The organism is uncultured Paraglaciecola sp., assembly GCF_937123705.1.
Lineage (GTDB): Bacteria > Pseudomonadota > Gammaproteobacteria > Enterobacterales > Alteromonadaceae > Paraglaciecola.
This window is the reverse complement of record NZ_CAKZKO010000164.1, coordinates 55,390-79,411: the sequence shown is the minus strand read 5'-3', so window position 1 is coordinate 79,411 and position 24,022 is coordinate 55,390. Positions and strand designations below refer to the sequence as shown.

Annotated in this window: 17 protein-coding genes; 4 read left to right on the top strand and 13 right to left on the bottom strand. The window is 42.8% G+C overall.

From position 1 onward, the window contains the following. Window positions 1–43: 43 nt before the first annotated feature. From Q0688_RS22055 to Q0688_RS22045, 3 genes are all read right to left on the bottom strand, one after another. On the bottom strand, window positions 44–517 hold the full coding sequence (locus Q0688_RS22055) for a hypothetical protein (RefSeq protein WP_299082468.1): 474 nt from the start codon (window positions 515–517) through the stop codon (window positions 44–46). A 166-nt stretch (window positions 518–683) separates the two neighbouring features. Beyond that, window positions 684–2,069 (bottom strand): siroheme synthase CysG, encoded by a 1,386-nt coding sequence (cysG, locus tag Q0688_RS22050; RefSeq protein ID WP_299082466.1) that lies wholly within the window; start codon window positions 2,067–2,069, stop codon window positions 684–686. Between the two features lie 171 nt (window positions 2,070–2,240). Beyond that, window positions 2,241–3,986 (bottom strand): DEAD/DEAH box helicase, encoded by a 1,746-nt coding sequence (locus Q0688_RS22045; RefSeq protein ID WP_299082464.1) that lies wholly within the window; start codon window positions 3,984–3,986, stop codon window positions 2,241–2,243. 336 nt (window positions 3,987–4,322) lie between these two features. Between Q0688_RS22045 and Q0688_RS22040 the strand changes: the two genes are divergently transcribed. Further along, window positions 4,323–5,567, top strand: a complete 1,245-nt coding sequence (locus Q0688_RS22040; protein WP_299082531.1) for a TMEM143 family protein — start codon at window positions 4,323–4,325, stop codon at window positions 5,565–5,567. Window positions 5,568–5,707: 140 nt separating this feature from the next. Beyond that, entirely contained in the window at window positions 5,708–8,476 is a 2,769-nt protein-coding gene (gene prsT / locus Q0688_RS22035; protein ID WP_299082462.1) for an XrtA/PEP-CTERM system TPR-repeat protein PrsT, read from the top strand. A gap of 144 nt (window positions 8,477–8,620) precedes the next feature. Here the strand turns inward: prsT and Q0688_RS22030 are convergent, their stop codons facing one another. Beyond that, a complete protein-coding gene (locus tag Q0688_RS22030) occupies window positions 8,621–10,000 on the bottom strand; it encodes a lyase family protein (protein ID WP_299082460.1) in 1,380 nt (459 codons plus the stop codon). A gap of 105 nt (window positions 10,001–10,105) precedes the next feature. On the opposite strand from Q0688_RS22030, the gene acnA reads away from it, so the two are divergent. Further along, window positions 10,106–12,835, top strand: a complete 2,730-nt coding sequence (acnA, locus tag Q0688_RS22025) for an aconitate hydratase AcnA (RefSeq protein ID WP_299082529.1) — start codon at window positions 10,106–10,108, stop codon at window positions 12,833–12,835. Between the two features lie 92 nt (window positions 12,836–12,927). Here the strand turns inward: acnA and hflC are convergent, their stop codons facing one another. The 9 genes from hflC to Q0688_RS21980 all read right to left on the bottom strand — a co-directional run bounded on the left by hflC (window position 12,928) and on the right by Q0688_RS21980 (window position 22,877). Further along, the gene (hflC, locus tag Q0688_RS22020; RefSeq protein ID WP_299082458.1) at window positions 12,928–13,809 is read right to left on the bottom strand and encodes a protease modulator HflC; all 882 of its coding nucleotides are present in this window, start codon (window positions 13,807–13,809) and stop codon (window positions 12,928–12,930) included. A gap of 3 nt (window positions 13,810–13,812) precedes the next feature. Further along, window positions 13,813–14,967, bottom strand: a complete 1,155-nt coding sequence (gene hflK, locus Q0688_RS22015) for an FtsH protease activity modulator HflK (protein ID WP_299082456.1) — start codon at window positions 14,965–14,967, stop codon at window positions 13,813–13,815. An 88-nt stretch (window positions 14,968–15,055) separates the two neighbouring features. Further along, window positions 15,056–16,345 (bottom strand): ribosome rescue GTPase HflX, encoded by a 1,290-nt coding sequence (gene hflX, locus Q0688_RS22010; RefSeq protein WP_299082454.1) that lies wholly within the window; start codon window positions 16,343–16,345, stop codon window positions 15,056–15,058. A gap of 21 nt (window positions 16,346–16,366) precedes the next feature. Beyond that, window positions 16,367–16,612 (bottom strand): RNA chaperone Hfq, encoded by a 246-nt coding sequence (hfq, locus tag Q0688_RS22005; protein WP_299082452.1) that lies wholly within the window; start codon window positions 16,610–16,612, stop codon window positions 16,367–16,369. A 90-nt stretch (window positions 16,613–16,702) separates the two neighbouring features. Continuing rightward, window positions 16,703–17,644, bottom strand: coding sequence for a tRNA (adenosine(37)-N6)-dimethylallyltransferase MiaA (gene miaA, locus Q0688_RS22000; protein WP_299082449.1), 942 nt, complete (start codon window positions 17,642–17,644; stop codon window positions 16,703–16,705). Then, window positions 17,631–19,451: a DNA mismatch repair endonuclease MutL gene (mutL, locus tag Q0688_RS21995; protein ID WP_299082447.1), complete on the bottom strand. Its 1,821-nt coding sequence runs from the start codon at window positions 19,449–19,451 to the stop codon at window positions 17,631–17,633. The genes miaA and mutL overlap by 14 nt, the downstream gene beginning before the upstream one ends. 39 nt (window positions 19,452–19,490) lie before the next feature. After that, on the bottom strand, window positions 19,491–20,825 hold the full coding sequence (locus Q0688_RS21990; protein WP_299082445.1) for an N-acetylmuramoyl-L-alanine amidase: 1,335 nt from the start codon (window positions 20,823–20,825) through the stop codon (window positions 19,491–19,493). Between the two features lie 10 nt (window positions 20,826–20,835). After that, window positions 20,836–21,327, bottom strand: coding sequence for a tRNA (adenosine(37)-N6)-threonylcarbamoyltransferase complex ATPase subunit type 1 TsaE (gene tsaE / locus Q0688_RS21985; protein WP_299082443.1), 492 nt, complete (start codon window positions 21,325–21,327; stop codon window positions 20,836–20,838). Further along, window positions 21,324–22,877 carry an NAD(P)H-hydrate dehydratase gene (locus Q0688_RS21980; RefSeq protein WP_299082527.1) on the bottom strand — a complete coding sequence of 518 codons (1,554 nt, stop codon included), beginning with the start codon at window positions 22,875–22,877 and terminating at the stop codon, window positions 21,324–21,326. The genes tsaE and Q0688_RS21980 overlap by 4 nt, the downstream gene beginning before the upstream one ends. Here Q0688_RS21980 and queG point away from each other — a divergent pair. Then, entirely contained in the window at window positions 22,871–24,016 is a 1,146-nt protein-coding gene (queG, locus tag Q0688_RS21975; RefSeq protein WP_299082441.1) for a tRNA epoxyqueuosine(34) reductase QueG, read from the top strand. The two genes, Q0688_RS21980 and queG, sit on opposite strands and share 7 nt — an antisense overlap. Window positions 24,017–24,022: the final 6 nt, after the last annotated feature.

Here is a 24,022-nt window from a genome sequence, read left to right as displayed (position 1 = left end):
CTTGTGATTAAAAAAACAGTCTGAACTATATCTTATGTTGCGATTATAAATTTTTAGCTCTGGTTTTTTCAGCATACTCTATAAAGGAGCCATCAAAATACTTTTTATGTGGGCCTTCTATCAAAACGCCAAACCCTGCCGAAAGAACCATACCTTCAACTAACGCTTTTCTGGACTGCCAACTCCTTTGGGAAATCATATTGCTTTCTTTTTGGATGAATAGATTTTCTACATGTCGCACTTCTGCTGCAAACATATAAAATCCAAAGTTGAGTTCGTCTTCTGATAGGGCTTGCGGATTTTCACGAAAAAGAGTACTTATTTTGGATGATTCTATAGAACTTCCCATTCTCAATAAAAGATCAATATCTAAAGCGGCAATGCTATGAAAGGCGTTTGCTTGCGTTGCGCGGGTATTTTCCTTTATTTGGAAGCCTACAAAAATCAACGATATTATAATTGCGATGGCGGAAATAATTTCTGCAATTAAAGCGAATTCTTTTAGTATATCGGTCATGGCCACTCCAAATCGAACAACATAAAAATGTTTTTCTTTTGTAACATACCATCTAAGTGATTGCATTTACGCAAGTTTAAAAAACTAGATTTTTTACGCTTTGATTTCTAAGTGAAAAAGGCCAATAAAGTTAGGGAAAGATAACAAAGTAGTATTTTACTCGAAACTAGCTATCACTTCGCCAATTCAACTTTTTATGTAAACTCACCACCGACCCCACAATGATTAGCGCGGGTGGCTTAATCCCAGCGTCTTCTGCTTTTTGTTGAATATCTTTAAATGTTCCTGTTATCACTTTTTGATGAGTAGTCGTTGCTGACTGCACCATAGCAATGGGTGTTGTATTTGCTAAACCGTGTTTAACCAGTTGTTCACAAATAATAGCTAAGCCGGTTAATCCCATATAAAACACTATGGTTTGGTCAGGTTGGGCTAAACCTTGCCAGTTGAGGTTAATGCTATTGTCTTGCAAGTGGCCTGTGGCAAACACAACGGATTTGGCGTGATCCCTGTGCGTGAGAGGAATACCAGCATAACTAGCGGCGCCGTTGGCGGCAGTAATACCAGGTACAACTTGAAACCTTACGCCATGTTCGACTAAGGTTTCGAGTTCTTCTCCGCCTCTGCCAAAAATGAAGGGGTCTCCGCCTTTTAATCGGACGACGCGGTTGCCAGCTAAGGCTTTTTTAACCAGTAAGTCGTTAATTTCGTTTTGGGGAACACTGTGTTTACTTTTTGCTTTGCCCACGTAAATTTTTTCAGCGTCGCGCCTTACCAGCTCAAGTATTTCTGGTGATACTAGGCGGTCGTAAACCACTAGATCGGCTTTTTGCATCAAACGTAGGGCTTTAAATGTGAGTAAGTCTGGATCGCCAGGGCCTGCACCGACTAAGTACACTTCGCCTCTTGTTTTAGCAGTATCCGTAGCGTTTAGTTTGGTTAAGAACTTTTGCTGAGCAACTTGTGCGTTACCTTGCAATACACTTTCGGCTATATCGCCTTCTAACACGTCTTCCCAAAAGTAGCGGCGCTCGGTAACGGATTTAAAACGTCTTTTAACAGATCCTCTGAATTTATTGGAAAATTGTCCTAACAAACCCACATTGTGGGGAATAACCGACTCGAGTTTTTGGCGTAGGTATCTTAATAACACCGGCGCAACGCCACCGCTACTAATGGCAATAGTAATAGGTGCGCGATCCACAATTGAGGGCGTAATAAATTGGCAAAGTGGCGTGTTGTCGACCACATTGACCAGTATCTTTTGGGCCCGCGCTTGGTCATGAATTAGGGTATTTAACTCACTATTATCGGTAGCAACAAAGACCATTTGCTGGTTGCTTAAGTCTGCTTCACCGTAAGCTCTATTGATAAGCTTGATTTTCCCTTCTTTAGCAAAGGCCTGTACGGTGTCGCATACAATTGGGGCAACAACTGTGATGCTTGCAGAGGTTTTTAACAGTAACTCTACTTTGCGAGCGGCGACTTCTCCAGCGCCCACCACTAAGCAGTTTAGGTCTGTTGTATCTAAAAATATTGGGAAGTATTGCATCTGTTGCTACTCGTTAAATAATGGAGCTAAGTGTGCCTTTTTATTATAGAACTGAAAACCTTCAAAATCCGAATTGTTATTCCACAAAGTTATTAGTGATCTAGTTAAATTAACTTTGAGGCATAAAAAAGGGGCTAAATAGCCCCTTAATCAATTTCATAAGCTAAAAGCCTAGTCACGATTGGCTGGATTACCACGTTTCTTAGGTGGTTGATCTGACCATTCACGCATACCTAAACTACGACCTGCAACGCGGGTCTTTTGCAAGGTGTCTTGGGTCGCTCTAGGCATATCTTTAGGTAAATCTACTGTACTGAAATTATCGTAAATTTCGATAGAGCCAATATTTTTACTGCTGATATTGGCTTCGTTAGCAATCGCACCTACTATGTTGCCAGGCTTGACTCCATGAGTGTGGCCTACTTCAATACGGTAACGTTGCATGCCTTCGCTAGGTGGACCAGATTTACGTTCGCGCTTACCACGTTCACCGCCACGTTCGTTTCTGCCACCGCGTTCGTTACGGCCACCGCGATCGTTTCTGTCGTTACGATCATTTCTTGGAGGACGCGCATTTAAGTCAGGGCGGTCGCTTTCTTTGAGAATAAGAGGTTCGTCACCTTGTGCAATTTTGGCTAATGCAGCCATGATCACTTCTGGCTCGGCCTCGGTTTCAGCTTGAATCGACTCAACTATTGGGATCAGTGTTTCAATGGATGAATCACCAATTGCATCAATCACGCTGCTTTTGAAACGAGACAAACGGGTCTCGTTCAATTGTGAAATTGAAGGAATAGTCATCGCATCAATTGTCTGCCTTGTAGCACGTTCGATTGAGAACAACATGCGTTTTTCACGGTGTGAAATAAACAATATTGCATCACCTTCACGGCCCGCACGACCGGTACGGCCAATACGGTGAACATAAGACTCTGTATCGTAAGGCACGTCATAGTTGATAACGTGACTAACACGTTCAACATCAAGACCCCGGGCTACTACATCTGTTGCAACGAGAATATCGACCTTACCTTTTTTAAGGCGGTCAACCGTACGTTCACGTGAATTTTGCGGAATATCACCATTAAGAGGTTCGACCGCATAACCGCGGGCCGATAGTTTTTCAGCCAATTCCATAGTAGCGGTTTTAGTACGCACAAAGATGATTACGCCATCAAAGCTTTCTACTTCTAATATGCGCGTCAGGGCTTCCATTTTATGGTGACCCGCCACTTGGCAATAACGCTGGCGAATAGTACTGGCTGTGGCGACTTTCGATTCAATTTTCACTGACTTAGGATCGCTCAAATAACGCTTGGTTATTTTACGAATTGGGTCAGGCATAGTTGCTGAGAAAAGCGCAGTTTGGCGCTCTTCTGGAGCATGGCCTAATATCCAGGTCACGTCGTCTATGAATCCCATACGTAACATTTCGTCGGCTTCATCTAGCACTAAAAACTTCAATTTATCGAGTTTAAGGGTGCCTTTTTTGATGTGATCGATCACGCGGCCAGGTGTGCCCACAACCACTTGGGTGCCACGTCTTAGTTGGCGAATTTGATTGTCGTAAGAAGAACCGCCATAAATAGGTAGCACGTTAATTTTCTTAGAGAAGCTGGCATACACTTGAAAGGCTTCAGCTACTTGAATAGCTAACTCACGAGTAGGCGCTAACACTAAAAGCTGAGTGTTTTTATCGTCAGGATCAACATTCGCTAACATAGGTAGGGCAAAAGCAGCAGTTTTACCGGTACCCGTTTGCGCTGTACCTAAAAGGTCATGGCCTTCTAATATAAGAGGAATACACTGTGCTTGAATAGGTGTTGGTTTTTCATAGCCGACTTTTTCTAATGCTTGTAGCAGTGTTTCGGGTAGGTTTAAATCTCTAAATGTAATTTCAGATGTGGTAGTAGTCATCAATTTTCCCAGGGTACTGGCAGGCACAGCATTATTTGAATCGGTAATACAATTTCGAAAATCGGTAAAACAATTATTTAAGGCGAAGCCGGCACGGTTTCAAAGGTCAAATTATATTCGATATTCAACCTTTACACCATGTAATGCTTTGTTTAATTGCATTTTTTTATATAAATATCACTTTGTTAGCTCCGACTTTTAAGTTTATTGTCAATGATGTTGCAAATATGTGGTTTAGTTGTCTTGGTTGATTAACATGCAGCGAAAATTTTCATCATCTGTACAATTATCTTTTAAAAACGTGCTTTTAGGATCAGCTTGCCGATGCAACCTAATATCAATATAGATCGCTTTATCCCAGTCAGAAAAACAGATTTAATACAAAAATGTGTAGACGACGACCGTTTACCCTACGAACAAGTCGATTCATTTAAGCAACTATGTCAGCTGATAATAAGTACCTTACATTTTGAATATCACCAAATTCTTGAGGAGCTTAAAGACAGTTATGCACCTTTTGATCCTAATTCGGATACCTTACCTAGTGTGAATTTTACCGAGGATAATGCGCAAACCCAGCAGAGTGTTTTTACATCTAGGTTTATTGAGGTACTAAACGCCGCAAATTTTGAAAAAGTGACAGACAAAGACTTACAAGACGCACTACAAGAAGAGTCCTTGTTTAAGGTGAGATTGGCCGTTGAGTTCGAAGACTTTGCGGATATGGTGTTTTATCGTCGAGGAGAGTCTCATAAAACCGAAACTATCAGTAAGTTTTGGGGACTACACAAACAATCCATCACTTTTACTCATTACGATAAAGTCGCGGTATATATCAAATTCAAAGACGCCGAATACTTTAATCAAACCAAAGGCTCGGCTCTGCCTGTGAAGCCCGATTCTACCATAATTAAACTATTTCAAAATGTGCCTAAGGCAGACTTAGAAATGCTCTTCCCCAATAGCCAGGTACGTATGCGAACCATAGACAAAGCTATTATTGGTGGGTCTGCGGTTGTAGGAGGTGCTGTGGTATTGGTGACCAAACTGGGCGCGTCTCTTATAGTACTAGCCGGATTACTGGGTTATTGGATGGGATTAAGTAAAGAGGAAGTTAGCATTAGCTCTCAGCAGCTGATTGCGTTAGGAGTGGGAGCAGGGGTATTGGGTGGTTTCATTTTTAAAGAATGGAATAAATTTAAAACCCGTAAATTGCGCTTTATGAAGGCCTTAGCGGATAACTTGTATTTCAAAAGCCTCGATAATAACGCAGGGGTTTTTCATCATCTAGTCGATTCAGCTGAAGAGGAAGAGTGCAAGGAAGCCATACTGGCATATTACTTACTGCTTACTCACAATAAAGCCATGACTAGTGCACAACTAGATGAGCTGGTCGAGCTGTGGTTTGCAGCGCAATTTGACTTCCAAATAGATTTTGAAATAGCCGATGCTTTGGCCAAATTACAGCGTTTTGGTATAGTCTCAGAGAGTGGCGGGAAATATACTGCATTACCCATAAATGCTGCACAAGTTCAACTTGATGCAAAGTGGGGCACCTTATTTAATTTCAGTCACACATGAAGGCAAGACTAAGTGCCAAGTAGCTGTTAATAATAGCAATCATTTATTTATGCGGAATGACATAAAGTTGATGGTGATGGGTCGCATAAGGTAAAAACACATGTCATTATACCTTCACAGAATTTATTCAAGGATCATATATGAAAAGCTTTAATTCTAGTCAGTTAAAATACGCATTAGCCATAGTTGCTTTAGGTGCTTTATCAGGGTGTGGTAAACAAACTAGCGACGAGTATATTAGCGATGCAAAACAATATGTGGCAGAAAATGATATTGGGGCGGCAATTGTTTCGTTAAAAAATGCCGTACAAATTGACCCAAAGTCAGCCCAAGCTAGATTTGAACTTGGTGCGCTTTATATTCAACAGAAAAAATTTGAAAGTGCAGAAAAAGAGCTGGGTAGAGCGTTAGAGTATGGTTATCAGCCATCAAAGGTGTTGCCCCTTTTAACGCAAGCGTATCAGAAAACAGGTGCCTACTCAGCGATCACTAAAGTGCAGCATAAAGAGAAAGGCTTAACCCCTGCCGAAAGAGCCGAGATTGGCTATTCCAAAGTCATTGCTTTGGTTCGATTGGAAAAGAACGACGAAGCCCGTAGTTTAATAAACGAACTCGCTATTATTGATACAACTTCTGTTTTTAGAGGGCTAACGATTGCGTATCTGCAAGTGTTAGACAAAGAGTATGAAGCAGCAGCAACGGCTGTCTCAACGCTACGGGAGCAAGAGCCACAAAATGCTGAAGTGCTAAAACTACTCGCACAGTTAAAATTATCCCTTAATGCACCAGCAGAAGCAGCTGAAGTATTTAAAGACTACGTTCAGTTTTACCCTGAAGATAAACAGATTGCTTTTGTCCTTGCTAAGTTGTTGGTAGACATAGGGGAATTTACTGCTGCCGATCCCTACTTAGATGATTTACTGACACTAAATGATCAAAACCCTCTGTTGAATCAGCTAAAAGCCGCAACAAGTGCCCAAGCAGGAGACTACGCAAATGCTCTTAAGCGAGCTGAGGTTGCTATTACAGGGGGCATAGATGATCCGATGTTGCGATTGATGGCTGGTTATGCGGCTTATCAAATGCAAGACTATTCAGGGGCCAATCGGCATTTGACTTTTATTGCAGGAATATTGCCTGATAGCCATCCCGGCCTTAAATTGCTAGCGGCTAGCCAATTGCAGTTAGGAATGACCTCTGAAGCTGGCGATGTGTTAGGAAAACTAGATAAATTAACCGATGAAGATGCCCCGTTACTGGCCAAGGCTAGTTACGAATTGTTGCGTGATGGGTTTGAAAAAGAAGCCAAAGTACTCATAGAACGAACATCCAATATTGGCCGCAGCGCAGAAGATTTAACTCGTCTGGGTCTACTGCAACTTTCACTTAGTAATTTGGATGGTATTGTCAACTTAGAAGAAGCCGTTAGTAAAGCTCCAGAATTGATGAGCGCTCAGACAACACTAGCTCAAGCCTATATTGCCACCAAACAGTATGATAAAGCCTTAGAGCAAGCAAATGCGTGGAAAGACACTAGCCCAGATGATGCCAAACCCTATTTACTGGCGGGCGATGTATATACTAGGCAACAAAAATTTGTAGAAGCTAAAGCAGAGTTCGAAAAAGCAGCGGCTTTAGATAGCTCCAGTGCGTCTGCTGGATTGGCATTGGTTAACTTGGCTATGACACAAAAGAATACTGAAGAAGCTAATGTCAGGCTGAAGCAATTGCTAACTGAGTTTCCAGATAGTGTTTCGGTATTGGCAACCAATTACCTAGTCAAAAGACAAGGAGAGCAAAAATCCTTAGGCGTTGCAGAAATCCAGTCAGCGTTTGAGCGCGAGCCTACAAGTATAGCTAAAAGACTATTATTAGCGCGCGTTAAAGTGGTTGAAGGCGGCTATACAGATGCCATTGAATTATTGACTGCCATTAGCGATGAAAAAGAGTTACCAAAAGCTTACTGGAAAATTTTGGGTCAAAGTTATATTAAAACCAATCAAGTGAGGGCAGCGATTGCCCACTACGATGCTTGGCTACAGAAAAAGCCAAATGATAAAGACGCTATCTTAGGTAAATTACTCACGCTTGATAATCAAAATAAATTTGAGGAAGGAGCAACATTAGCGCAAGGTTACCTCGATAACCGAGACGATGTGCAAATGCAATTGCTAGCGACTCATTTTTATCTGATGCAACAGGATTATACAGCCGCTCAAAAATCATATGACTTATTGCCTGAGAACGTATTAGCCCTACCTTTAGTCAAAGGGTTTTTGGCGCGTTTTCAACTAAATAATAAGCAGCCTGAGGTTGCACTAGACAACGTGCTGACCGCTTATAATGCTGCACCCAATTCCAGAAATCTAATTCTGTTAGTTTTCACTTACGATATGTTAAAGCAGTCTGATAAGAGTTTGGATGTGCTTAAACAGCATAACCAAAAGCACCCTAAAGATTTAGGGGCAAAAATGCTATTGGCAGAAAGGCAAATTGGTGGGGACTTGACAGGTGCAATGGCAACTTATGCTGCAGCCATTAAGCAAAACCCAAATAACTATATTGCCAACAACAACTTAGCGTATTTATATTTGCAGCAAGGTGATGTAGAGATGGCGAAAGGTTTTGGTGAAAAAGCCGTAGAGCTAGAGCCTACTAATCCTGCTGCTTTGGACACGTTAGCGCAAATTCATGTAGCCGAGAAAGAGTATAAAAATGCTCTTAAATTATATGATCGTGCCATCTCGGATAAAATGCAGAACGAAGAGATCTATCTTAATTATGTAGAAGCACTGTTGTTAGCGGATGAGACCTTTTTAGCTACTCGTAAGTTAAATCAACGAATCATGAAGAATAAAGAATCAATCGACCGTGTAGCTAAGTTAAAGGTTGAATATGGCATTGAATAAAGTTTACAGAGCAAAGTTTTAATAGCAGATAAACTCTTAGTAAAGGCCACGCTTGTGGCCTTTGGTATAAGCCTTTTAAAGCTCGTCTAAGGCACAAATCCGCTTATACATTTTGAGTGACCCAATAGCCCGAGTTCGGGCTAATCACTTATCTAGAATGGTATTCGTTAGTCCAATAGGATCAAGTATGGCTCGCAACTCGGTTTCGCTAAGAGAGGTTTCTCTAATGGCGACGTCTAACACTGTTTTGTGCTCATCAATAGCCATTTTCGCGATTTTTGCTGCCATATCGTAGCCGACTTTAGAATTAAGCGCTGTGGCGAGCATCGGATTTTTCCCTACTTTTTGTGCGAGTGACTGTTTATTAATATGCAAATCACTAAAAACTAATTTAGTTAACGCGTTACAAGCATTTGTCAGTAGCTTGATACTAGAATTTATCTTCTCGCCAATTATAGGCAACATGACATTTAGCTGAAAGTTGCTCGATTGCGCAGCGACCGAAACCGTTTGTTCATTCCCCATTATTTCTGCAGCAATCATAGCGACAGCTTCAGGAATGACCGGATTAACCTTACCTGGCATAATGGATGAACCAGGTTGCAATGGCTGAAGTTGGATTTCTTGCAGACCAGCTTGAGGACCAGAGTTCATCCAGCGTAAATCATTTGCGATTTTTAGTAAGCAGGTGGCTAAATTTTTGAGCGCAGCCATCAGTGCGAGGTGGTGGTCTTGGCTGCTCATTAATACTGCTGGCGTAGCAGCCGGCTGCCAATCATGGTGGTCAAGGAGTTTCAATTTTTTACAGCAAAGGGCCGCAAAATCTTTATGAGTGTTAACCCCTGTTCCCACTGCCGTGCCACCAATGGGTAATTGAAGCAACGACTGCTCAGCCAGTTTAATGCGTTCCTTGGCTGAGTCTAACTGGATCCGCCAGCAACTAAGCTCCTGACCTAATGTGATTGGCATTGCATCCATAAGGTGGGTACGACCTGTTTTAACTGTGTCACTATGTTCATCAGCTAGAAGAATGAGTCGCTGATTCAGCGGGGTGATAGCCGCATATAAATGTTGTAACAAACGAACGGCAGAAATTTGGATGGCTGACGGAATCACATCATTGCTACTCTGGCCTAAATTGACATGGTCATTGGGGTGCACTTCTTGGTTAATAGTGTCTGCTGCTAACTTTGCCAATACTTCATTAACATTCATGTTGGAACTGGTTCCTGATCCTGTTTGAAATACGTCAAGAGGGAAATGTTTACTAAAATCTAACTTCTTAGCCTGACTAGCAGCAGCTTGAATGGAGTCTGCTAATCTAGTGTCAATGAGTCCCAGCGAGCAGTTGACCTGCGCTGCGCAGGATTTAATGTCAATTAATGTAATGATTATGGCATGGGGAAACATGCGATCAGAAAACTGAAAATTCTCCAGCGCTCGATGAGTCTGCGCTTGGTAATAGGCATCTTTCGGTACTTTTACTTTACCCATGCTGTCATGCTCAATTCGAAAATTACTCATTGCCCCTTACCTAAATGTTATGCTTTTTGTTAGTGTAGTAATGAATTATCGACTAATTTTTAATTTGGCTAATTATTTTTCGGGAGTACAAATATGGCGAATTCAATGCAGTTCAAAAAACAAATTCAAATCCTTGAACAACACTACCAGATATATAGTTTTGAACCACTGTCCCAACGCTTTGATCTTTCTCGGTTACCGTTTTCCGCCAAATTACTATTAGAAAACCTAATAAGGCATGCCGATTCAGATTTTGTGCAAACTGAAGATATCGAAGCTTTAGCCAAATGGGATCTAGATAACTGGCAAGATAAAGAAATAGCCTTCGTTCCATCTAGAGTTGTATTACAAGACTTTACTGGCGTACCTGCAGTTGTGGATTTGGCCACTATGCGTGATGCTATGGCGTCACTCGGCTCCGATCCGAATACAATCAATCCACAAAATCCGGTGGAATTAGTGATTGATCATTCCGTAATGGTGGATTTCTATGCCACCGATGATGCGCTTCAAAAAAATACCGAGCTTGAGATTCAGCGTAATAAAGAACGTTACCAATTTCTACGTTGGGGGCAACAAGCCTTTAATAATTTTAAAGTGGTTCCACCGGGTCGTGGAATAGTTCACCAAGTAAATCTTGAGTACTTGGCCAGAGTAGTGTTTTGCAATAATGACGGCGATGAACCAGTACTTTATCCTGATACTTTGGTCGGCACAGATTCACATACCACCATGATAAACGGTCTAGGTGTACTAGGTTGGGGCGTGGGGGGAATTGAAGCCGAAGCTGCCATGCTAGGACAGCCTGTGACTATGCTGTTACCCAATATTGTCGGATTTGAATTAACGGGAAAATTGCCAACGGGCACCACTGCGACAGATTTGGTTCTAACAATTACCCAGCAACTGCGTAAGGCCGATGTGGTCGGTAAGTTTGTTGAATTTTTTGGGAAGGGGGTTGAGCAATTGTCTCTGGCAGACAGAGCCACTATAGCGAATATGGCGCCTGAGTATGGCGCAACCTGTGGTCTTTTCCCTATAGACCAAAAAACCATTGACTATTTGCGTCTAACTGGACGAGAAGAGCATCATATATCCTGCATCGTCAGCTACTTAAAGGAAATGGGCATGTGGGGCACAGAGTCTCAGCAAAATGCTCAGTACCATCAACGCTTACAATTGACATTAGATTCGGTTGAGCCTTCTATAGCTGGCCCCAAAAGGCCGCAAGATCGAATTCCTGTTGCGCAAGCTGGACAGCAATTTCGCGAATGGTTAGCACTACAATCAACCGTGGCAACGCCATCTACTAGCGATGATGCTGAACAATTTGAGAATGAAGGAGGGCAACTTACAGGCGCAGTCAACAAGCTGGAAGATGGCGTTATTTGCCAGTTACATGGAGAAGAATTTGTACTTAAACAAGGTGCAGTTGTTATTGCCGCAATTACAAGCTGTACCAACACCTCAAATCCAGCGGTGCTAGTGGCAGCAGGTCTACTCGCTCGCAATGCAATTAAACGTGGATTAGGTGTTCAGCCCTGGGTCAAAACCAGCTTTGCACCTGGCTCGCAAGTTGTAACGGACTATTTAGCAAAATCCGGTTTAAATGAAGATCTTGATGCCTTAGGGTTTCAGCTTGTTGGCTATGGATGTACCACTTGCATTGGTAACTCAGGCCCATTGCCGACTCAGATTAGTGATGCAATCATTGCGGGAGACATCACCGCCTGCTCAGTGTTATCTGGCAATCGTAATTTTGAAGGGCGTATACATCCCGAAGTAAAAGCGAACTATCTTGCATCACCGCCCTTAGTCGTTGCCTATGCGTTAGCCGGAAATATGAGTGTCGATATTTCACGTGAGCCTTTGGGTCATGATCAATCTGGAAAGCCAGTATATTTAGCTGATATTTGGCCAAAAGCGGAAGATATTCAAGAGATTATTGATAGAGATATTAATAGTGCCATGTTCACAGCTCGGTATAGCGACGTATTTGAAGGAAATCAGGATTGGCAGCAGCTTGATTTGGTCGCAAGTGAAAAGTATGACTGGCCAGATTCCAGCTACGTTAAACGCCCCCCTTTCTTTGACAACATTAGTAAACAAGTTCCCGCAGGGAGCTCAATTGATAATGCTCAATGCCTGTTATTGTTAGGCGATAGTGTAACCACAGATCATATATCTCCGGCTGGATCGATTGCCATAAATAGCCCCGCTGGCGAGTATTTAAAAGCTGAAGGTGTGTCTCCCAGTGATTTTAATTCCTATGGTTCAAGGCGAGGTAATCATGAGGTGATGATGCGTGGTACTTTCGCCAATATTCGTTTACGCAATTTACTCGCCCCAGGTACTGAAGGTTGTTGGACAAGATTATTGCCTGAAGGTAACAAAATGAGTGTTTATGATGCTGCTATGGCTTATCAGCAAAGGCAAGTACCTACTATTGTTTTGGCTGGGAAAGAGTATGGAACCGGAAGTTCCAGAGACTGGGCAGCAAAAGGACCTGCTCTATTAGGTGTCAAAGCCGTTATTGCACAAAGTTATGAACGGATCCATCGTTCTAATTTAATTGGAATGGGCATACTTCCACTGCAATTTAATAAACAACAAAGTGTTGAATCGCTAAAATTAACTGGCGAAGAGCAGTTCTCAATACCAGCTGTTTGTGAAGGGCAAAAAACACTTGAAGTGACAGCCATCAATAGTGAGGGAGAAAAAGTCTGCTTTGAGGTGGCAGTACGAATAGATACACCCAACGAGCTGTACTATTATCGTCATGGTGGGATATTGCATTATGTACTTAGGAAATTATCAACCACTCAGAAATCTTGATCGGGTTAAATACGATTTATGTGCTTCAATTAAAAAAGCGCCTCTCGGCGCTTTTTTATGTGTTGCATAAACCTACTTGAGATTCAATTGTGTTATTTTCCTTTAGGATTTTTCATATATCTGAAAAAGTCGCTATCTGGTTCAACCACTAACACGTCTTGCTTATTACTAAAGCTGGCCTTGTAAGCATCCATACTTCGCAAGAAACTATAGAACTCAGGATTTTTGGTATAAGTTTCGGCGTATATCTGTGCCGCTTGTGCTTCACCTTCACCTTTGAGTTTACGTAAGTTACGTTCAGCATCTGCAAGCATAACGGTGATTTTGGCATCAATATCGGCCTTGATAAACTCAGCCTTCTCTTTACCTTCTGAGCGATGTTCGCGGGCTACTGCTTCACGTTCAGTTCGCATGCGCTGAAAGATAAAGTTACGTACTTCAAGGGGTAAGTTAATTTGCTTAACCCGTACGTCTATAATCTCGATTCCTAATTCATCGGAGCTTGTAGAAGCTTGTGCCATAGCCTCATCCATTAACTCGGAGCGCTCACCAGACACAATTTGTTGAATGGTGCGGGTACCAAACTCAGAACGAAGTCCGTTATTAACTTTTTGTTGTAGCAATACCTCAGCGCTTGACTTAATACCGCCAGTGGCGAGGTAGTATTTAGCAAAGTCTTCAATTCTCCACTTAACGTATAAGTCGACAATGAGATCTTTTTTCTCTGAGGTGACAAATCTGTCAGGTGCTTCATCTAATGTTTGAATACGTGCATCTAAACTCACTACGCGATCAAAGAAAGGCAGTTTTAGGTGTAAGCCAGGTTCGAACACACGGGTTAAATCGGTTTCGCTGTCTCGTTGTACTTTACCAAATTGGATAACAATAGCCTTGTTACCTTCTTTTACGACAAACAAAGAACTAAATGTAAGTAGACTTAAGGCTACGATTATTAAGGCAATAAAATTTTTCATAGCTTAGTTTCTCCCACTACGTATGCCGCTTGAACGACCAGTTCTGGAATTGTTGTTTACCGGTTGCGGGTCTGATTCCTGATTGCGCAATCCTTCTAATGTACTGCGGATATTAGCAGGGATAGAGGGGCCAGATTGTCTATCTAAAATCTTATCTAATGGTAAATACATCATGTTGCCTGTACCTTCGGTGTCCACCAAAATTTTGCTGGTATTACCGTACACTTGCTCCATAGACTCTAAATAGATACGACTGCGAGTAACTTCAGGCGCAGCGATGTACTGAGGCAATAACTCTTCAAAGCGCGCGATAGCACCTTGGGCTTCTAAAGTGACACGCTCTTTATAAGCTTGTGCTTCTTGGGCCATACGGTTTACTTGACCACGGGCACGAGGTTCAATTTCACGAGAATAAGCTTCTGCTTCATTGATAAATCGCTGCTCGTCTTCTTGTGCTGCTATGGCATCATCGAAGGCTTCTTTTACTTCCTCTGGCGGGCGCGCATCTTTGAAGTTCATATCAATCACCGCGATACCCATGTCGTATGACTCAATTATGCTGGTTAACTCGTCACGAACACTTTGTCTCGCTGATTCACGGCCACTGGTTAGAACGTCATCCATTTTTGAATGACCCACAACATAACGGATGGCACTATCAAAAGCCTGACTTAAACTTTCTTCAGGGCTGGTCACGGCAAAACTATACTTATAGGGTTCTAGAATGCGGTATTGCACTTCCATTTCAACTCTGACTACATTCTCGTCTTCCGTTAACATTGAACCGGAAGAAGGCATGGAGCGAATGGTTTGAACATCGACTGGTTTCACTGTGTCAACAAAAGTGGGTTTCCAACGTAGGCCGGGTTCAACTAAATGGCTAAATTCGCCAAAACGTAAAACTACACCGCGTTCAGCTTCACGAATGGTATAAAAGCCGCTAAACACCCAGCCGATGACTATAATGCCTACAATGACAGCGAAACCAATTCCACCTAGGCTCTTGCCCCCAGATGCTCCGCCATTTCCACCACCAAACTTACCGAATTTATTCATTAAGTTTTTAAATACCTCGTCTAAATCAGGGGGCCCTTGATCGCGGCCGCCCTTATTCTTCCAAGGATCATTATTGTTTCCACCGGGCTCATTCCAAGCCATTATCACTCTCCAACTAGTTAATTCAATAAATGGCTCTGCTGTAGGGCCATTACGAGTTTGTAAAAATTGTTTATTCTGATTTGAATTGTTAATGCTTTATTATATATGACTCTAAATCTACGTCGATACGCTTAAGCAATCTGTTCCAATCTCTTTGTTCCATACGTACATCAACTTGCCAATCACCATTTTCAGCATAATCTTGTGAGGTAATGCAGTTCATATCAAAAAATACCCCTCGCAAATTGCTGTGTTGCGGTGGGATCAATAAGCTGTGTTGTACCATATTTTGTGATAAACACTCAGTTATGGCGCTATACAGCAAGTCAATTCCCACTCCTTGCTGGGCAGACACCCAAACACGAATAGGCATACCCGACTCATCGCGGTCTATTTTGGCATTTATGCCATCCATGCGATCGATTTTATTGCATACCACGAGTTGCTGAATGTCATCAGCCTTTATCTCTTCTAACACTTCATTGACCTGCTCGGTATTCTCTTGAAACTGATCATCTGAATAATCAACTACATGCAATAGCAAGTTTGCTTGCTGAGTTTCTTGCAGGGTTGCTTTGAAGGCTGCAATTAGATCATGGGGGAGATGACGGATAAAACCAACCGTGTCTGCAAGAATTGCTGCGCCTACATCTTGTAACTGGATCTTTCTAAGCGTTGGGTCAAGTGTGGCAAACAGTTGATCTGCGGCATAAACAGCCGACTCTGTCATGGTATTAAATAAAGTTGATTTGCCTGCGTTAGTATAACCCACTAAAGAAACCGTTGGGATCTCCGCCCTTATCCTAGCGCGTCTGCCTTGTTCACGTTGTTTTTGTACTTTATCGAGGCGTTTTTGAATCGCTTTGATCCGCGCTCGCAATAATCGTCTGTCTGTTTCAAGTTGACTCTCACCAGGGCCACGTAAGCCTATACCACCTTTTTGTTTATCTAAGTGAGTCCAGCCTCGAATTAATCGCGTGCTGATGTGGCGAAGTTGCGCCAACTCTACTTGTAACTTACCTTCGTGGGTACGGGCACGTTGCGCAAAAATATCGAGGATCAGCGCCGTGCGGTCGAGCACTCTACACTGACATAATTGCTCTAGGTTACGTTCTTGCGAGGGAGACAAGCTATGATTAAAAATCACCACGTCAGCTTGCTGGGCTCTGACGGCATTAGCAATTTCTTCAGCTTTACCGCTACCTACGAAGTAACGTGCTTGGGGTGCCTGCCGCGAACCTGTGACTACATCTATGGCATTCACACCTGCTGAAGATACCAGTAGTTGCAACTCTAATAAATCTTCTTTGCTATTTTCATCAGCAAAATCAACATGTACTAAAACAGCTTGTTCACCTGCTTCATAACGGTCAAACAAGCCGCTCTCCTAAAACCATATTTAACTGTCGTCTGCGTCCGTTTGACCAGCAGTAGGCATTGGAATTGCACGTGATGGAACAACGGTAGAAATTGCGTGTTTGTACACCATCTGGCTAACCGTATTTTTAAGCAAAATGACAAATTGATCGAAAGATTCGACTTGTCCTTGAAGCTTAATACCGTTAACAAGATAAATGGATACTGGAATACGTTCTTTACGAAGCGCATTAAGAAACGGGTCTTGTAGGGATTGTCCTTTTGCCATGATATTACCTTTTTTATTATTATTAATTTTTTACCCTGAAAATGATTATACAGAAAAACATATAGCTGTATAGGCCACACAGGGGGCTGTTTATCTTTGCTTTAGAACTTTTGACATATTATCAGAAGCAAAGGTTTCAAGCATATGAAGATCTTTCCACCCTCTTAGCCAAGTGAGTTGTCTTTTGGCTAATTGTCGTGTTGCGGCAATAGATTTTTCACGCATTTCGTTAAAATCAAAATCGCCATCGAGATACTGCCACATTTGACGATAGCCAACGCATCTAATTGAGGGTAAGTTTAAATGCAAATCGCCTCTATCTTTAAGCATCTCTACTTCTTCTTGAAATCCTGTATCGACCATTATTTGAAAACGCTGAGCAATACGTTGATGTAATACTTTACGATCATCTGGAGCGATACAAAACTGCTTGATGTTATATGGAATGGGGGCAGACTTGGTGGCCATCAAGTCTGTCATTGAGCGTTGCGTAAGCTGATATACTTCCAATGCCCTGATTAGGCGCTGTGGATCATTTGGATGAATACGTTTTGCAGAACTTGGGTCGACATGGGCAAGTTCGTCATGTAGGGCTTGCCAGCCGTTTTCTTCGGCTTTAGCTTCTATACCTCGTCTTACGCTTTGATCAGATTCAGGTAATGGAGAAAGGCCGTCAACTAAGGCTTTGTAATACATCATAGTGCCGCCAACCAAAAGTGGGATCTTGCCCCTCGATGTGATGTCTTGCATGGCTAAAAGGGCATCTTTGCGAAATTCTGCCACCGAATAACTTTGCGCGGGATCGAGAATATCGATTAACTGATGTGGTGCTCTTGCTAATTCTTCGGCATTAGGCTTGGCTGTGCCTATATCCATTCCACGATAGATCAATGCAGAATCGACACTGATTATTTCGCAGGGCAGGTTTTCGCATAGTTCAATAGCGAGAGCTGTTTTCCCCGATGCAGTAGGCCCCATTAAAAATATCGCTGGTGGTAAAGCTTGCTCGGATTGGTTTTTATCTGTTTTCATGGGTACTTAACAATTCTTGTAAGGGCACAACTTTACCTATTCGAGACATTGCGTGTTCTAAGTCTTTCGATATATGAACAAACTGTTGCCACAATTCTTGGATTTGATTAACGCTAATTTCTTGGTTCGAGGCAATGCAGCTAAGTAGGTGCTCGCAAACTTCTTTGCTATCTGTTGCTTTGCATTGCAACACATGTTCTAAACATTCTGCCCACCTAAGCTGCCGTAGTCCAGCGGGTACTTTACGTAAAATAATTCTGTTGGGTGTCCAACCAATTTCCACACTGTTTTCTATTAGTGGCTGGTAAAGAGACTTGGCTTTCGCCAGTAACTCTGGTGTGGCAGATATGGAAATGGGCATCAGTAAGGGCTGGCTTACTGGCTTGGTATCTGAATAGAGTTGGGATAAAACAGCCAGATACAAAGCCTGTGTTTCTAGCAAATAAAATTGTTGTGCAATGCTGACCAATAGTTGATTGTCGTTTATTTGCAGCCATTGCCCTATAGCTGCATGGCTTTGTTCCGCAACCTTAGGCTTGCCTAACTGGGCAGGGGTCATGAGTTGTTGATAGTTTACCGATGCTTGATTGATAACCTCTGAAGAATTGACTAAGTGTTGCGCCTTATCTTTGCTAGTTAGGTTTCTAGAGGCGCTAGGGTGTTGCGTGCCAAAGCCGGAATGTCGAGGTAATTGTTCATGAACCATAGTTGCAGCGCTAGCTCGCTGTAAGGGTTGAATATAGTCATGTTTTGGTATGGCTTGTGGCAACACTTTTGCTTCAGGAGTTGAGGATTGCTGTCCTTGTTTAAAAAACTGATTTAAAGAATCAGTTAAAGCGCGGTAAATAAAGTCATGAACTAAACGGGCTTGGTGGAAACGCACTTCATGTTTGGCGGGGTGAACATTAACATCAATTTGACTGGGCTCTATGCTTAAATAAAGCACATAAGATAGGGAGACCTCATCGCCAACTAGCCCCTCAAAGGCTTGACGAACCGCGTGGTTAATCAGTTTATCGCGCATCATGCGGCCATTTACATAAAAATACTGAAAGCCACCATGGGATGCCATTTGATCGGGTTGAGCTAACCAGCCTTTTAGCTCTAGTTGTTGATACTGACTATTGAGCTCGATGCAATGCTCTGAAAATGCGTTACCACAAATGGCGCTGATGCGTTTTAGCTCGGTGTTTTGCAGTTTTACGGCTGGATATCTGCGCAGTAGTTTACCATTATGTTTAAGACTAAAACTGACATCAAATCGGCTAAGGGCAATGCGCCTGACTACCTCATCTATATGGCTAAACTCAGTTTTTTCGGTCTTTAAAAATTTACGTCTGGCAGGGGTATTAAAGAATAAATCCACCACATCAACGCTGCTGCCATCGGGGTGGGCGACTGGATTAAGTTGCACTTGCATATCTCGCCCTTCACAGTGAGCTTGCCACGCTTGACTTTGCTCTTTAGGTTTAGAGCTTAAAGTCAAACGTGCCACCGAACTGATACTGGCCAGGGCTTCTCCCCGAAATCCTAAACTGTTAATGGCTTCTAAATCATCTAATTTGGCAATTTTACTGGTGGCGTGACGGCTTAAAGCTAATGGGAGTTCGTCTTGGGGAATGCCGCTGCCGTTGTCGCGGATAAGTATTTTTTTATGCCCGCCTTTCTCGATTTCAATATCAATAGATGTGGCTCCAGAGTCTAGACTATTCTCCACTAGTTCTTTGACCACAGAAGCAGGTCGTTCGACTACTTCACCAGCGGCAATTTGGTTAGCTAATCTAGCGGGAAGAATTTGAATTGGCAAAACAATGACCCTAGTATTTATGCTGAGTGTAAGATGAAATTAGGTGCTAGGTATCGTCAGAACTTGTCCAATTCGCACCATATTGCTATTAAGATTATTGGCCTTTTTTAGCTGACTAAGCTGCACATTATAACGTTGTGCCAGTAAGGATAAGGATTCACCACTGCGGACTCTATGAGTGCGTTTTTCTTGCTTCCATTTGGCCCATAACGAACCATCTGGAGGTGAGTCTTTAAAGTGCTGCTTTAGTCCGTTAAATACAGATTGTGCCAACTTTTGTCGGTACTTTGACCAGTTCAGATTTTTCTCCTCTTGAGGATTGGAAATAAATCCAGTCTCAACCAATATTGACGGGATATCAGGTGAGGTTAGAACCGCAAGACTGGCTGCTTGCGGGATCTTCTTGTGCAGTTTTGTGACCTTACTGAGGTGCTTGATCATATCGCGACTGACGTCGTAGCTGGTGGTTAACGAATGATCCATCGACATATCGAGTAAGGCTTGGGCCAAATATCGTTCATTGGCCGTATCTTGAATGATTTCGGCGGCGCCGCCTAACAATTCAGAGTGGCGTTCGGTTCTTTCCATCCAGCGACCTAGTTCGGTATTGGCTCTTTTCATCGATAATACCCACACCGAGGCACCTCTAGGATGAGGTGTGGTAAAAGCATCGGCGTGTATGGATATAAACATATCTGCTTTGTGTTTTCGGGCGAGTTGCGGGCGCTGATTAGGAGAAATATAATAATCACCGCTGCGTGTCATCACAGCTTTCATGCCTTTTTCTTTGTTAATCAAATGCTTAAAGCGTTTTGCTATGCCTAAAGTGACATTCTTTTCATAACTGCCACCTGGGCCTATTGAGCCTGGATCTTCACCCCCGTGCCCCGCATCTATCACTATCACTATGTCTCTGTCGATGCTAGATTTTGAATCCAATACAATCTGTGGCGCAGTCGAAATAGGATCGTTTAAATCAATTACTAATCTATTACCGTAGGGTGCGGTGGGTGGTAGCGCAAAAATATTCTTTTCGAGTTTTTTGTTCAATTCTATGACTATACGAACGGATTGAGCATTTTTAGCTGTGCTATATCGCACTTTTTTAACGAGTTTACTTTCATTAACTATGTGGCTGAAATCGAAATTTTTTGGGGTGTTTTCTACGTCTATTACTAATCTTTGTGGGCTTTTTAAGGTGAAGTAGCTATATTTTGGTGCTTCGGCTAAATCAAACACTAAGCGTGTACTATTAGGAGAGGGCCAAATGCGCAGTCCTTCAATGGTATTTTTGGCAAAACCTGCAGGGCTGAAAGCCACCAGTAAGCAACTGGTTAATATCGCTATAAGTTGTATGGAGCTAAAGGTTCGCATTATTATTTTTCTAGTGTAAATGGCTAAGCAAGTCGGCGCCTTGTGCAGACTTAGCCTGCATAGATAGCACTCGTCCTGATTGTTTAAATTCAATACTAATGTGTAAATCTGCTGCTGCCAAGAGGCCAGCGCCTTTGTCTGGCCATTCGATCAAACAAATGCAATCTAGATCGAAATAGTCACGAATGCCCATAAATTCTAATTCTTCAGGATCGGATAGTCGATATAAGTCAAAGTGAAACACCCGCCAACCAGATATTTCATAGGGTTCAACCAAAGTATAGGTAGGGCTCTTAACCTTCCCTATATGCCCTAAAGCTTGAATAAAGCCGCGGCTAAAGGTGGTTTTTCCGGCACCTAAATCACCTTCAAGATAAATGACCACGCCATGATGGCAATGCTTTGCTAGTTTGCCAGCTAGGGCAACTGTGGCTGCTTCGTCGGTCAGCTCAAAATGTGTTGTGGCTATATTAGCCTCGGAAGGCGATAAAGAAATGCTCATAGTCCGTTAACAATGGCTCGTAAAGGTTGCAATAAATCTGACGCTATCATACCACGTTGACCGTATTGGTTGGCAACTCTGTCGCCAGCTTCACTATGGGCACATACACCATATACTGCTCCTTGCTGCGCCGTTAATCCTTGGGCCAGAAAAGCGCCTATAATGCCAGTTAATAAATCACCCATACCAGCCGTTGCCATGCCAGGGTTGCCACCAACGCATATCCAGCATGGAGGCTTTTGTTGAACATTATGGGAGTGAATGATAGTACCTGCTCCTTTTAGTACGCAGCCCGCCTGAAATTCTTGGGCGATATTTTCAGATGCAAGGTATCTGTTGTTTTCAATCTGAGAGATAGTGCACCCTAATAAGCGGCTGGCTTCTCCAGGATGAGGGGTTAACACTAAAGCTGGTAATTGCGCCAAGGTATTGAGAATGTCTCGATCCTCTTTGTTACTTGCCAGCAAATTGATAGCGTCCGCATCGATGATTACTGGCTTAGGATGTTGTTTGAGGTGCGTTAATACTTGGAAAAACTGCTGCTGGGCCCATTCATCTTGTCCTAATCCCGGGCCAATTATTATGCAACTACACCATTTTAGCGCTGCTGCAAGACTGTTATTAGTCAACATTATTTCAGGACAACTGGCTGAGATACTGAGTTTACTGGATTCATGACAATGCACTTTCACCAAACCCACACCGCAGCGTAGTGCGGATTCGGCGCTAAGGCGTATTGCTCCTGCCATGCCTTGGTTACCACCCACACACAATAGTTTACCAAAAGAGCCTTTATTTTGGTGTGCTTGTCTTACTGGGAGTGCTTGCAACATTGACCAGCTTACTAATTGTGCAGTGCCTGTTGCTAAGGCGAAAAACTCAGAGCCTACAGCTAAATCAGCGAAAACCAGTTTGCCGCAATATGCTTTGCCTATACCGCTGACTAAACCTGGCTTAGTGGCCACAAAAGTGACAGTTAAATCTGCCTTAATACAAATAGGTAAGGCTTGCCCAGTATTGGCTTGCATGCCAGAGGGCAAATCAATGCTGAGAACAGGGGTCTTAGCTTGGTTAACGTGATTGATAACAGATTGAAAAGCCGGTTTAACTGCACCGGTTACCCCTGTGCCTAATAAGGCATCAACGATGAGATCATATTGACTCGGCTCGAAGGTAGCGAATGCCTGAGTGGCACCATTTATGTTTTGCCATGCCTTTTGGGCTTGTTTTGCATCTCCGGTTAATTCTTTTTGTATTTGCTGACAGATAACCACCACATTCATACCCTGTTGTTTGGCTAATGTGGCTAAAATGTAGCCATCGCCAGCATTATTGCCGTTGCCGGCCAGCACTACAATATTGTTGGCCTGTGGCCATTGCTGTCGTAGAGCATTAAGCGCCGCTTCGCCCGCTCTTTGCATTAACGCAAACATGCTGCAGCCGGCATTTTGTGCAGCTATTGGCTCAAGGGCTTTGACTTGTTCTGAACTCACAATTTTATGTGATAAACTCTGCGACGCTTGCTCGGTTAACAGGTTTGTCAATGTCATCACTCAACAGCTCCCAATTGTTATCTTTAGCTGAAAGTATCAAGGCTTGGGGTAAAGCGCTAGGTTTTCAGCAAGTGGGGATTTGCGATGTTGATCTACAACAACATGAGTCCCACCTACAAGCATGGCTAGAAAATGGCTATGCAGGGGAAATGAATTACATGTTGGAACACGGCATGAAGCGCGCCAGACCGGCAGAATTGCTAAGCGGCACCTTGCGAGTTATCAGTGTCAGAATGGATTACTTACCGCCGGATGCTAAGTTCGCCCATACCCTCAAAAATAAACAACAAGCCTATATTAGCCGTTATGCCCTTGGTCGTGACTATCACAAGTTATTACGAAATCGCCTCAAAAAGCTGGGTGAAAAAATCAAAACCGAATGCGCCGAGTTGAATTTTAGGCCATTTGTGGATTCTGCTCCGGTGCTTGAGCATGCCATTGCCGAAAAAGCCGGAATAGGGTGGACCGGTAAGCACTCACTTACTATAAACAAGGCAGCAGGCTCTTGGTTCTTTTTAGGTGAGCTATTTGTTGATATTCCCTTACCTGTGGATAAAGCGGTAAGTGAAAACTGCGGCAGCTGTACCGCTTGTCTCACAATTTGCCCTACTCAAGCAATTGTTGAACCATACGTGGTTGATGCAAGGCGCTGTATTTCTTATTTAACCATAGAGCAAAAAGGTGCCATTCCTGAGCAGTATCGGGCTTTGATTGGCAATCGCGTATATGGCTGCGATGATTGTCAGCTCATTTGCCCGTGGAACCGTTACGCCAATATTACCGATGAAACAGACTTTCACCCCAGACAAAAATTAATGAGTCAGGAACTAATTCAATTATTTGCATGGGATGAAGCGACCTTTCTTAAAAATACCGAAGGATCAGCTATCAGGCGCATTGGGTTTGAGCGTTGGCAACGTAATTTAGCGGTAGGCTTAGGTAATGCCCCTTATTCCGAGCAAATAGTCTCTAGCTTGCAAGCTGCATTGCTGCATAGTACAGAAATGGTCAAAGAACATATTGAGTGGGCGCTACAACAACAGCAAGAAAAAGCCCAACAAGATGTAAAAGTCGATAATCGTTTAACCCAAAGGTTAGTGCGTAGCATTGAAAAAGGCCTAGTGAGAGATGCCTAGTGCCAG